This window comes from Paenibacillus sp. FSL W8-1187, from assembly GCF_037965485.1.
GTDB classification, from domain to species: Bacteria; Bacillota; Bacilli; order Paenibacillales; family Paenibacillaceae; genus Paenibacillus_O; species Paenibacillus_O pasadenensis.
Genome location: NZ_CP150181.1, coordinates 3,848,787 through 3,860,481, shown reverse-complemented (window position 1 = coordinate 3,860,481; position 11,695 = coordinate 3,848,787). Strand labels below are relative to the sequence as shown.

The 11,695-nt window shown below is 63.5% G+C and carries 9 protein-coding genes and 1 pseudogene; 7 read left to right on the top strand and 3 right to left on the bottom strand.

Going from position 1 to position 11,695, the window contains the following annotated elements:
* Positions 1 to 329: 329 nt before the first annotated feature.
* The 5 genes from NYE40_RS16665 (at position 330) to NYE40_RS16645 (ending at position 6,902) form a co-directional block, all read left to right on the top strand.
* Entirely contained in the window at positions 330 to 1,655 is a 1,326-nt protein-coding gene (locus NYE40_RS16665; protein WP_339278703.1) for a replication-associated recombination protein A, read from the top strand.
* A gap of 1,016 nt (positions 1,656 to 2,671) precedes the next feature.
* Entirely contained in the window at positions 2,672 to 4,036 is a 1,365-nt protein-coding gene (locus tag NYE40_RS16660) for an Nramp family divalent metal transporter (RefSeq protein WP_339278702.1), read from the top strand.
* An 88-nt stretch (positions 4,037 to 4,124) separates the two neighbouring features.
* Positions 4,125 to 4,691: a TetR/AcrR family transcriptional regulator gene (locus tag NYE40_RS16655; protein WP_101807917.1), complete on the top strand. Its 567-nt coding sequence runs from the start codon at positions 4,125 to 4,127 to the stop codon at positions 4,689 to 4,691.
* A gap of 50 nt (positions 4,692 to 4,741) precedes the next feature.
* Positions 4,742 to 5,710, top strand: a complete 969-nt coding sequence (locus NYE40_RS16650; RefSeq protein ID WP_028597541.1) for a quinone oxidoreductase — start codon at positions 4,742 to 4,744, stop codon at positions 5,708 to 5,710.
* Between the two features lie 118 nt (positions 5,711 to 5,828).
* On the top strand, positions 5,829 to 6,902 hold the full coding sequence (locus NYE40_RS16645) for a hemolysin family protein (protein WP_101807916.1): 1,074 nt from the start codon (positions 5,829 to 5,831) through the stop codon (positions 6,900 to 6,902).
* A gap of 128 nt (positions 6,903 to 7,030) precedes the next feature.
* Here NYE40_RS16645 and NYE40_RS16640 read toward each other — a convergent pair whose 3' ends face one another.
* On the bottom strand, positions 7,031 to 7,546 hold the full coding sequence (locus NYE40_RS16640) for an SRPBCC domain-containing protein (protein ID WP_052332952.1): 516 nt from the start codon (positions 7,544 to 7,546) through the stop codon (positions 7,031 to 7,033).
* A gap of 379 nt (positions 7,547 to 7,925) precedes the next feature.
* Here NYE40_RS16640 and NYE40_RS16635 point away from each other — a divergent pair, with 379 nt between their 5' ends.
* Positions 7,926 to 8,942 carry a daunorubicin resistance protein DrrA family ABC transporter ATP-binding protein gene (locus NYE40_RS16635; protein ID WP_028597543.1) on the top strand — a complete coding sequence of 339 codons (1,017 nt, stop codon included), beginning with the start codon at positions 7,926 to 7,928 and terminating at the stop codon, positions 8,940 to 8,942.
* A 68-nt stretch (positions 8,943 to 9,010) separates the two neighbouring features.
* Positions 9,011 to 9,754: pseudogene (locus tag NYE40_RS16630) on the top strand (ABC transporter permease); the annotation flags it as partial.
* A gap of 145 nt (positions 9,755 to 9,899) precedes the next feature.
* Here the strand turns inward: NYE40_RS16630 and NYE40_RS16625 are convergent.
* Both NYE40_RS16625 and mnmA read right to left on the bottom strand, forming a co-directional pair.
* A complete protein-coding gene (locus NYE40_RS16625; RefSeq protein WP_146000457.1) occupies positions 9,900 to 10,229 on the bottom strand; it encodes a hypothetical protein in 330 nt (109 codons plus the stop codon).
* A gap of 317 nt (positions 10,230 to 10,546) precedes the next feature.
* Positions 10,547 to 11,689, bottom strand: coding sequence for a tRNA 2-thiouridine(34) synthase MnmA (gene mnmA, locus NYE40_RS16620; protein WP_028597546.1), 1,143 nt, complete (start codon positions 11,687 to 11,689; stop codon positions 10,547 to 10,549).
* Between the last annotated feature and the right edge of the window lie 6 nt (positions 11,690 to 11,695).

Below are 11,695 nucleotides of genomic sequence, written 5' to 3'. Positions count from 1 at the left end.
CTGCGCTTCCACGGCGTGCACGCAGCCGCAGACGCGCCGGCGTCGCCCCGAGCCGGCGAGCCGTGGCGGTCCGGGCTGCGGCAATCGTAGCTGAAGACGAAGCAAGCAACGATGCCGAACGGCGACGCAGCCGACATAAGACGAGGCGGACGCGAACCGATGTCATCAAGCTCAGGCATGACGGGGCTTGATGACATCGGCCTGCTGGCCGCCTCGTCTTTTTGCCATGCCCGCCCGCGCGTCTTCGGACGCGCAAGCGAACGTTTGTACGCCGAAGCCGCGGTATGGTACACTTTCAGGAGACATTTTTATGAACCGAGGTGGCAGGCATGGACTTGTTCGACTACAAGGAAGAGGAGCGGCAGCCGCGGGCAAGGCTGCTGGCCGATCGGATGCGGCCCCAGACCCTCGACGAATATATCGGCCAGGAAGACGTCGTCGGCCCGGGCACGCTGCTGCGCCGGGCGATCGAGGGCGACCAGGTCAGCTCGCTGCTGCTGTTCGGTCCCCCCGGCAGCGGCAAGACGACGCTCGCCCACATCATCTCCCGCCGGACGGAGGGCGAGTTCGTCAAGCTCAACGCCGTCGACGCGACGGTCAAGGACGTGCGCGACGTCATCGAGCGGGCCAAGAGCTCCAAGTCGCTCTACGGGCGCAAGACGATCCTGTTCCTCGACGAGGTGCATCGCTTCAACTCCTCGCGCCAGGACGCGCTGCTGCCTGCGGTGGAGCAGGGCATCATCATCTTCATCGGCGCGACGACCGAGAATCCGTTCCACTCCGTCAACGGAGCCTTGCTGTCGCGCTCGACGCTGTTCCGGCTGCATGCGCTGGAGAGCGGGCATGCGCTGGAGGCGATGCGGCGCGCGATCGCCGACAAGGAGCGCGGGCTCGGCTTCATGAAGCTCGACGCGCGGCCCGAGGCGCTGGAGCATATCGCCGGCATGGCGGGCGGCGACATCCGCCGCGCGCTCAACGCGCTGGAGCTCGCTGCGGTGACGACGCCTTCCGAGCCGGACGGCACCGTCGTCGTCACGCTCGAGGTCGCCCAGGAGTCGATCCGCAGCCGTGCCGTGCAGGCTGACGAGTCGACCCAGTACGACGTGCTTTCGGCCTTCCACAAAAGCATCCGAGGCTCCTCCGACGCGGCGCTCTTCTGGTTCCTGTACGCCGTCGAGAAGCTCGGCATGGATCCGATGGTGTTCATCCGCCGCCTCATCGTCGCCTGCAGCGAGGATATCGGCCTCGCCAACCCGCAGGCGATGCTGCAGGCGGTCGCCAGCATGGACGCCTACCACAAGATCGGCTGGCCCGAGGCGAAGTACAACGTCGCGCAAGCGATCCTGTTCGCGGTCGAGAGTCCCAAGTCCAACGCGACCGCGCTCGCCATCGGCAAGGCGATGGCCAAGATGGACGCCGTCGGCACGGCGGAGGTGCCGCTGCATCTGCGCGATACCCACTACAAGGGCTCGCAGCAGCTCGGCCATGTCGGGTACCAATACCCGCATGACTTTCCCGGCCACTACGTCGACCAGCTCTACTATCCCGAGCGGCTGGCCGGCTCGACCGTCTACGAGGCGACCCGCCAAGGCATGGAGGACAAGATCCGCCACAACCAGCAGCAGCGCCGATCGGCCCCAAGCCAGCGTCGCTGAAGCGTAGCTCAAGCCGGCTGATCCCGGCCGACCTATTGCATCGACCCCGGAGGCTTCAGTCCCGGCCCGTCGCCCACCCAGGCGGCGGGCTTTTTCGCATGACCAGGCGGCAGGCCATTTCGCATGAGGATAGCCTTCTCCGAGCTGCGCGGAAAAACCGAGCAGCTCGGCTCGGATGTGTGGTCGGATGAGGGAGTTACGCGGAAAAACCGAGTAACTCGGGTCGAACGAGTGCCCGAACGGGGGAGTTGCGCGGAAAAACCGAGTAACTCGAGTCGGAAGTACGGTCGGATGAGGGAGTTGCGCGGAAAAACCGAGCAGCTCGGGTCCAACGTGAGCCCGAACGGGGGAGTTACGCGGAAAAACCGAGCAGCTCGGATCGAATGGGTCGAAAAAATCGGGTTACAGACTGTTGGGAGGCGTGTTGGTGAGGCAGTAAATCGAAAAAAAGGATTACAGGCTGACCAGAGGCACGATAACCGAATTGCTCGGATGTGAGGAGAGCCAAACGGGTGCAATCGGGTTGCGAATGGCAAAGCAAAGCGGCGGGGAGGAGAAACCGGGGGGCGAAGCGGACGGGGGCTCGTGGAGAAGCGTCAGCGGTTCCCTTGGAGGGCGGATTCCTTCCTTTTGGAAAATAAAATCAAAGGAATCTGGGCTCCAGGGAGATCGGAACGAGTCCCCGCTCCGCGAAGCGGGTTCCGGTATCGGTGTTCTCCCGCTCTGCTAAGCGGGTTCCGGTTTCGATGTTCTGCGACGAGAGGGAATTGGTTTCCCGCTCTGCGAAGCGGGGGCTCCGGTTTCGGTATTCTCCCGCTCCGCGACGAGAGAGTGCCGCCATCGGCCTTCGTCCAGCCGTAAAATTGCCGCTTAACAGCGACAATGTTTAGAGTTAAACTATATAGAGGTGTAACACTTGCGATCCCCTGTCATATTCATAACGGGAGAGGAATCGTCGGCTCTAAAAGTTTCCCTAACTCAACATAGATGTGCGTGCGCAAAAGGAGAGATGAGCGATGAAGAACGAGCGAGCGGTCGGAAACGAAGCGGCGCTGGAATCAGGCGGCTGGAGAAGAAGCGGAGGGGAGCCGTCGCTCGCCGAAGCGAACCGCAGTCTCCAGGTGCCGAGGAAAGGAAGCTGGCTGCGCAAGCTGCTCGCCTTCATGGGACCGGGCTATCTGGTCGCCGTCGGCTACATGGATCCCGGCAACTGGGCGACCGATCTGGCGGGCGGCTCCTTGTTCGGCTACACGCTGCTGTCGGTCGTGCTGCTGTCGAACCTGATCGCGATGGTGCTCCAGTCGCTCGCCGGCAAGCTCGGCATCGTCACCGGGCGCGATCTGGCGCAAGCCTGCCGCGACCACTACAGCAAGCCGGTCGCGCTGATGCTGTGGGCGCTGTGCGAGCTGGCGATCGCCGCCTGCGACCTGGCGGAGCTGATCGGCACGGCGATCGCGCTCAACCTGCTGTTCGGCCTGCCGCTGCTGTGGGGCGTCATCCTCACCTCGCTCGACGTCATGCTCGTGCTGCTGCTGCAGAACAAGGGCTTCCGCTACATGGAGGCGCTCGTCATCGTGCTGATCGGCACGATCGGCGGCTGCTTCCTGCTGGAGCTGATCTGGGCGCAGCCGGTCGTAGCCGACGTCATGAAAGGCTTCGTTCCGTCTGGCCAGATCGTGTCCAACCCGGCCATGCTCTACATCGCGATCGGCATCCTCGGCGCGACGGTCATGCCGCATAATCTGTACCTGCACTCCTCGATCGTGCAGACGAGGCGCTTCGAGCAGACGCCGCTGGGCAAAAAAGAAGCGATCCGCTTCTCCACGATCGACTCGACGATCGCGCTCGGGCTGGCGCTGTTCATCAACGCCGCGATCCTGATCGTCGCCGGAGCGGTGTTCCACACGAGCGGCCATACGGACATCGCCGAAATCGGCGACGCCTACCGGCTGATGGCGCCGCTCATGGGCGGCGCGGCAGCGAGCGTGCTGTTCGGCGTGGCGCTGCTCGCCGCCGGCCAGAACTCGACGCTGACCGGCACGCTCGCCGGCCAGATCGTCATGGAGGGCTTCCTCGGCTTGCGCATGAAGCCTTGGCTGCGGCGGCTCATCACCCGCCTCATCGCGCTCGTGCCGGCCGTCATCGTGACGGCGCTCTACGGCGAGAGGGGCACGACCGAGCTGCTCATCTTCAGCCAGGTCATCCTGTCGCTGCAGCTCAGCTTCGCCGTCTTCCCGCTTGTCAAGTTCACGAGCGATCCGCGCAATATGGGCGAATTCGCCAACCGTCCGCTGCTCAAGGCCGTCGCCTGGAGCTGCGCGGCGCTGATCGCGGTGCTGAACCTGTATTTGCTCGCGATGACCGTGGGCGGCTGGTTCTGATCCTGCAAAAGGGCGGAGGCAACAGAAAAAAACAGCATGCAGTTATTTTTATCTTGAATGAACGTTCCAAAACTGCTATAGTCGAAACATGGCCAGATCGAAAACTTTTGATGTTGATGCCGCTCTTGACGCCGCGACGAACGTGTTCCGCCAATACGGATTCGAAGGCACGTCAGCGCAGATGATTGTTGATGCGATGGGAATCGGTCGCCAGAGCCTCTACGACACTTTCGGCGACAAGTGGCAGCTCTATTTGACAGTAGTCCGTCGTTATGCCGTCTCGGAGAGCAGCGCGCATCGTGCAGCACTGGGTCAGGGGGAGCGCGCGGTCGACGGAATCCGGGCGATGCTCCACCGGGTCGTTCGCGAGGCCTACACTCCTTGTCTCGGCGTCAGCTCGATTGCCGAATTCGGATGCTCGCGTCCCGAGCTCACGGCGGTCAATGCTGCGGCCGAGCGCGAGCTTCGCGCCGTCATGATTGAAAGCATCCGCAAGGCGCAGTCCGAAGGTGATATCGCCGAAGGACTCGATCCCGATCAACTGGTGACTTTCCTCATTGCAAGCATCTCAGGCATTCGGCTTGCGGCTCGTGGCGGAGCTCAGCCGAATGATCTCGCCAATCTTGGCGAAATGGCGCTTCGGATAGTACGATAGCCATTTTTTTTTGCTAATAACGGAACGATCATTCAAAAAAGGTGATGACGATGAAAGCGATTGTAATGAATGGGGTCGGCGAAGCCGACCGACTTGAATATGTGGAGCGCCCTGATCCCATGCCCGGAGTCGGAGAAGTACGGATTGATGTCGCTGCTGCTGGAGTCAATTTCATGGATATCGGTGTCCGGCGCGGGAGCGCATGGGTGGAAATGCCCAACCCGAAAATTTTAGGCGTGGAGGGCGCGGGGCGCATTGAGGCGGTTGGAGAAGGCGTGACGGACTTCGCTGTCGGAGACCGCGTGGCATGGGTCTTTGTGCCTGGCAGCTATGCCGGGAAGCTGGTCGCGCCTGTCGATTCGCTCGTTCGCATTCCAAACGCCATCGATGACCGAACTGCCGCTGCGGTCATGATGCAGGGGTTGACCGCCAGCCACTTCGCCACCGACTTCTATCCCGTACAGGCAGGCGACTCCGTGCTCGTCCATGCGGCGGCTGGCGGCCTCGGCCAGCTCCTCACCCAGATCGTAAAGCTGCGCGGCGGCACGGTAATCGGTCGCGTATCCAGTGAAGAAAAGGCTGAAGCGGCGCGCAAGGCCGGCGCCGATCACGTCATCGTCGACAGGGAAGGAAAGTTTGCTGAGCAAGTACGCGACCTGACTAACGGCGAGGGCGTGCATATCGTCTACGACGGATCCGGTCCAACGACATTTGCGGGGTCGATGGCGGCTCTGCGCCGTTCGGGAACGTTCTGCTGGTACGGACCCGTTCTCGGCGGTCCCGGCTCGTTGGATATCATGAGCTTGCCGAAAAGCATCAAGCTGGGCTATGCCGTCTTCACCGACCACATTCCCACGACCGCGCTGCTGCGTGAGCGCGCCGCGCGCCTTTTCGATTGGATTGCTCAAGGCAAGCTGAACATTGAGCTCGGCGGCGTTTATCCGTTGACAGAAGCTGCGAAAGCTCACCGTGAGATGGAAAGCCGCCGGACAACCGGCAAGCTCCTCCTCATTCCCTGACAAGCCTGAAGCTTGAATATTGCGGCTCCTCCGTCCATACACATAGAGATAATCGACTTGAACTGGAGGAGGTGCGCCCGACTTCCGCATCCGTCAAGGAGCGGAAGAAGGGAAGAGCGTGTCCGACGACCCCTTGCCGCTCGGCATCAGCTTGCTGCTTATTGTGCTTCTCGTTTTCCTGAACGGCTTTTTTGTCGCCGCGCAGCTCGCGATGGTGAAAGTACGCGGTAGCCGCATCAGCGCTCTCGTCTCCGAAGGCAACGGTAAGGCGCGGTTCGCCTCCCGCCTGACCGGCAGCCTCGATTCCTTCGTCTCCGTCTGCCAGCTCGGCATTACGCTCGCCTCGCTCGGCCTCGGCTGGGTCGGGGAGCCGGCCGTCGCGGCGCTGCTCGAGCCGCTGCTGCTGCGCTTCGGCTTCGGCGGTCCGGCGGCCGGGACCGTCACGTTCGTCGCCGCCTTCGGCTTCATCGCCTTGTTCCACATCGTGCTCGGCCAGCTCGCTCCCAAGACGCTTGCCATCCGCCAGGCCGAAAAGGTGACGCTCTGGACCTCGCGCCCGCTTATCCTGCTCCACTCGCTGCTCTATCCCGTCATCCGCGTGCTGGACAGCATGGCCGGCCGGCTGCTGCGCTGGAGCGGACTCGAGCCGGCTTCCGGGCCGGAGCCGGCGCATAACGAGGAGGAGCTGCGCCTGCTCATGCAGGAGAGCCGCAGGAGCGGGCTGATCGATCCGGCGGAGCTGACGCTCATGGACAATATTTTCGACTTTGCGGATACGCAGGCGAGGGAGATCATGATTCCGCGGACGGACATGGTCTGCCTGTTCGTGGACCGTTCGCTGGAGGAGAATAAAGCCGCCGCCCTGCAGCGCATGTTCACACGCTATCCGGTATGCGACGGCGACAAGGACGACGTGATCGGCTTCGTCCACATCAAGGACCTGCTCCGCGCGGGCATGCAGGCGACCGACCTGCACGGCCTGATCCGTCCGGTGGCGGCGGTGCCGGCGTCGACGCGCATCCATGCGCTGCTGGCAAGGATGCAGCAGGACAAGGCGCAGCTCGCGATCCTGATCGACGAATACGGCGGCACGGCGGGGCTGGTGACGCTGGAGGACATCGTGGAGGAGATCGTCGGCGACATCACCGACGAGTTCGACGCGGAGCGGAGCCTGCGCGATACGGGCAGCTGAAAGGCCGGCCGAAGGCAGGCAGCAGCCTGCCCTCGGCGCCAGCCAGGGCGTCGGCAGTCAGCATTCAGCAGTCAGCAGTCAGCATTCATAAGGCTGTTTCGGGCATCCGTCCCTTCTGGACGTCCGAATCAGCCTTTTTCGCGGTCCATGCGGCGGAGGCAGGCCGCCAGCCGATCCCAGGTCTGGCTCATGCCTTCGACGACGCCGAGCTTGAGCGAGCGCTTCAGCGCCTGGGAAGAGACGAACTCGGCGCGGCTCGCGAGCCGGGTGCGGCCGCCTTCCTCCCGGAACTCCAGGGAGACGAGCAGGCCCTGTCCCTCGGGCACGGCTCCGGACTCGTCCGCGGCGTAGTCCTCGTAGACGAGCCGCTCGTTTTCCTGCAGCTCGCGGTAGACGAACTTGCCCCAAGTCTTCCGGCTGCCGTCCTCGGCTGCAAGCCCGTAATGCCAAAAGCCGCCCGGCTGCAGCTCCATGCGGCTCTCCGCCACCGTCCAGCCCTTCGGCCCCCACCACTCGCGGAGCAGCTCCTCCTCCGTATAGGCCCGGTACAGCTGCGAGGGCGAGGCCTCGAAAGCCCGCTCCAGCAGCAGCGTGTTTCCTTTAGCCTTGGAGACGACCGCAGGCGCCGGTTTTCGTTTCAACATCAAGCATCGATCCTCTCTGTCGCTTCAATTGAATTCTATTATGGGGGAGAGCGCCCGGCCATTCAAGGCGCCTATGCCGAGCCGCGTCCGTATTCCGGCGTCCGCATGCCGCGGAAGGCGGGGCTTCGCGACTGCCGCGCCGGCGTCGCTCCCGCTCACGGACAAGCGGCATCCTCTCGACGTCGCTGGCCAAAAAAACAAAAAGGGCGAATTCCCTTGCACGGTTCCGTCCGCGCCGCAGGAACAGCCTGCACCCCAATCTGCTTCTCGCAATCCATCATCCATAAATGCCTCGCGATTTCCTTTGATTCGGTTCAAATCGAGTTCACATTCGAGGGTTATGCTTGCAGCGAACGATAACCAGGGAGGATGAACAACGATGAAATCCAATCCAGCCAGCACGAGCGAGTGGGCGGTCGAAGCGCGCGGACTCGTGAAGCAGTTCGGCGACAATCGGGCTGTCGACGGCGTGGACCTGAAGGTGCGCGCCGGCTCGATCTATGGCGTGCTCGGCCCGAACGGAGCGGGCAAGACGACGACGATCCGCATGCTCGCGACGCTGCTGCGCCCCGATGCGGGCGAGGCGCGCATCTTCGGCGTCGACGTGATGCAGAAGCCGCAGCAGGTGCGGCAGCTGATCGGCGTGACGGGACAGTACGCCTCGGTCGACGAGTCGCTAAGCGCGACCGAGAATCTCGTAATCTTCTCTAGGTTGCTCGGTCTTGGCCGCGCCGAGTCGCGCCAAAAGGCGGCGGAGCTGCTGGAGGAATTCGGCTTGACCGAAGCGGCCAAGCGGCCGCTCAAAAACTTCTCCGGAGGCATGCGCAGGCGGCTTGATCTGGCGGCCAGCCTGATCTCGCAGCCGCCGCTCATCTTCCTCGACGAGCCGACGACGGGCCTTGATCCGCGGACGCGGGCGCAGATGTGGGACACGATCCGCAGGCTCGTCAAAAGCGGCTCGACCGTGCTGCTGACGACGCAGTATCTGGACGAGGCCGACCAGCTGGCTGACCGCATCGCGGTCATCGACCGCGGTCGCGTCGTCGCCGAGGGCACCGGAGACGAGCTGAAGGCGTCGGTCGGCAGCTCGTCGCTCCATCTGCGCGTGACGGATCCGGGCCAGATCGCGACCGCCCGCGAGACGGTGGAGCGCGTGCTTCAGACCCGCTCCAGCGCGACGGCGGAAGCCGGGCGGATTACCGCTCCGATGGCGGAGGCCGGCCAGGTGACCGACCTGCTGATCGCCCTGCGCGGCGCCGGCGTCGACTTGGCGGAGATCAGCGTGCAGAAGCCGACGCTCGACGAAGTGTTCCTGACGATAACCGGCAGCGGACCGGCGGCTACGGCGCCGGACGCGTCCAGCGCCAACGAACGAATGGAGGCTAGAAACGCATGAAGACCGAAATTGCGCCGGCAGGCGCTTCCAGGCGGATCGTCCAGCGGGGCGGCATCGTCCAGGCCTTCCGCAACTCGCTGACGATGGCGTACCGAGGGCTGCTCAAGATCAAGCGGACGCCGGAGCAGCTGTTCGACGTGACGCTGCAGCCGATTCTGTTCACGCTCATGTTCACGTACATTTTCGGCGGCGCCATCTCCGGCGACGTGGCCAGCTATTTGCCGGTCATCATCCCCGGCATCCTCGTGCAGACGGTCATCGGCACTTCGATCGTCACCGGCGTGCAGCTGCGCGAGGATATGGACAAAGGCGTGTTCGACCGCTTCAAGTCGCTGCCGATCGCGCGCATCGCGCCGCTCGCCGGCTCGCTCCTCGCCGATACGGTGCGGTATACGATCGCCACGGTGCTGACCTTCGTCATGGGCTATCTGATGGGCTACCGTCCCGAGGGCGGCCTCGGCTACGTGGCCATCGCCGCCGTGCTCGTCATCGTCTGCTCGTGGGCGGTCAGCTGGATCTTCGCCTTTTTCGGCGTCATCGCCCGCAGCGCCTCCAGCGTCCAGGGCATCTCGATGATCGTGCTGTTCCCGCTGACGTTCCTGTCCAACGCGTTCGTGCCGGTCGAGACGATGCCGGATTGGCTGCAGTGGTTCGTAAAGTTCAATCCGGTCTCGCATCTGGTCAGCGCCGTGCGCGATCTGGCGAACGAAGGGACGCTCGGGGCCGAGGTCGGCTGGTCGCTGCTCGCCGCGGCCGCCATCGTCGCGATCTTCGCGCCGCTGACAGTGAAGGCGTATATGCGCCGCACTTGAGGGCTTGAGCGCCGGCGTGCTCGAACCGTCCTGTGGCTTATTCTTATTCGGGCGGAAAACATTTAGGGACACCCTTCTAGAACGGGCTCGCTGAAGCTGATCGGCGCTAGGGAGCGCCGGTCAGCTGAAGGAAAGTCGGCGCTCCCTAGCGCCGCAGCCAAGGAGACACGCTTGCTGAAGGAAAATCGGCGCTAGCAATCGCCGCAGCCAAGGAGATGCGCTCGCTGAATTGCTGCACGACGAAAAAGGGTCTGTCCCGAAGGTCATCGACGATGACCGGGGACAGACCCTTTCCATTCTCGGCCTGAACCGGCGGATCCAAGGCAGAAAAGTGCCTTGGATCCGAAATCTCGGCCTGAACCGACGGATCCAAGGCAGAAAAGTGCCTTGGATTCCGAATCTCGGCCTGAACCGGCGGATCCAAGGCAGAAAAGTGCCTTGGATCCGAAATCTCGGCCCGAATCGGCGGATCCAAGGCAGAAAAGTGCCTTGGATCCGAAATCTCGGCCCTAATCGGCGAATCCAAGGCAGAAAAGTGCCTTGGATCCGAAATTTCGGCCCTAATCGGCGAATCCAAGGCAGAAAAGTGCCTTGGATCCAGAAATCTCGGCCTGAATCGGCGAATCCAGGGCACAAATGTGCCTTGGATTCCCGATCTCGGCCTGAACCGAAAGATCCAAGGCAGAAAAGTGCCTTGGATCCCCATTCTCGGCCTGAACCGACGGCTCCAAGGCAGAAAAGCGCCTTGGATTCCCAATTCCGGCATCATTCCCGGCCGTCCCGCCGCCTCCGTCAGGCGCGGCCGGACTCCGCGAACGTCCGCTCGTCGACGAGCGACACGGTCTCGATCGTGCCGCCGCCGAGGCAGCGCTCGCCGTCGTAGAACACGACGGCTTGCCCGGGCGTGACCGCCTTTTGCGGCTGGTCGAACACGACCTCCGCGCCGCCGTCCGGGCCGAGCCGCAGCGTGACGCCCTGATCGGGCTGCCGGTAGCGGAACTTGGCCGTGCAGCGGATGTCGCCCGCCGGACGCTGCGGGTCGATCCAGTTGACCTCGCTCGCGGTCAGCGAGGAGGAGTACAGGCGCGGATGCGCGTCGCCCTGCACGACGTAGAGGATATTCGCCTCCAGATCCTTGTCCGCCACGAACCACGGCTCGCCTGTGCCGGAGCCGCCGATGCCGAGGCCCTGGCGCTGGCCGAGCGTGTAGTACATGAGCCCGTCATGCCGGCCCTTGGTCTCGCCGGTGCGCAGATCGACCATCGGCCCGGACTGGGCCGGCAGGTAGCCGCTCAGGAACTGCTTGAAGTTGCGCTCGCCGATGAAGCAGATGCCGGTGCTGTCCTTCTTGCGGGCAGTCGCGAGGCCGTTCTCCTCGGCGATCCGGCGCACCTCGGGCTTCGGCAGATGGCCGATCGGGAACATCGCCGAGGCGAGCTGCTCCTGGCTGAGCTGATGCAGGAAGTACGTCTGGTCCTTGCCGGCGTCGATGCCGCGCAGCAGCGTCGTGACGCCTTCCTCGTCGCGGACGACGCGCGCGTAATGGCCCGTCGCCAAATAGTCCGCGCCGAGCGACTTGGCCTTGGAGAGGAACTCGCCGAACTTGATCTCGCGGTTGCACATGACGTCCGGATTCGGCGTGCGGCCGCGGCGATACTCATCGAGGAAGTACGAGAATACCTTGTCGTAATACTGGCGCTCGAAGTTGACCGTATAATAGGGAATTCCGATCTGCTCGCAGACGCGCCGCACGTCCTCGGCATCCTCGTCCGCGCTGCAGACGCCGTTCTCGTCGGTCTCATCCCAGTTCTTCATGAAAATGCCGATGACGTCGTAGCCTTGCTCCTTGAGGAGAAGGGCGGTCACGGACGAATCGACTCCGCCGGACATGCCGACGACAACCCGCTTGGAGCGGTTGCTTTCCTGCGCTGCCATAGTAAT

What these genes read in the sequence shown, in the direction of transcription:
- NYE40_RS16665 (WP_339278703.1), top strand. Translation starts at nt 330, where the DNA reads ATGGACTTGTTCGACTACAAGGAAGAGGAGCGGCAGCCGCGGGCAAGG.
- NYE40_RS16660 (WP_339278702.1), top strand. Translation starts at nt 2,672, where the DNA reads ATGAAGAACGAGCGAGCGGTCGGAAACGAAGCGGCGCTGGAATCAGGC.
- NYE40_RS16655 (WP_101807917.1), top strand. Translation starts at nt 4,125, where the DNA reads ATGGCCAGATCGAAAACTTTTGATGTTGATGCCGCTCTTGACGCCGCG.
- NYE40_RS16650 (WP_028597541.1), top strand. Translation starts at nt 4,742, where the DNA reads ATGAAAGCGATTGTAATGAATGGGGTCGGCGAAGCCGACCGACTTGAA.
- NYE40_RS16640 (WP_052332952.1), bottom strand. Translation starts at nt 7,546, where the DNA reads ATGTTGAAACGAAAACCGGCGCCTGCGGTCGTCTCCAAGGCTAAAGGA.
- NYE40_RS16635 (WP_028597543.1), top strand. Translation starts at nt 7,926, where the DNA reads ATGAAATCCAATCCAGCCAGCACGAGCGAGTGGGCGGTCGAAGCGCGC.
- mnmA (WP_028597546.1), bottom strand. Translation starts at nt 11,689, where the DNA reads ATGGCAGCGCAGGAAAGCAACCGCTCCAAGCGGGTTGTCGTCGGCATG.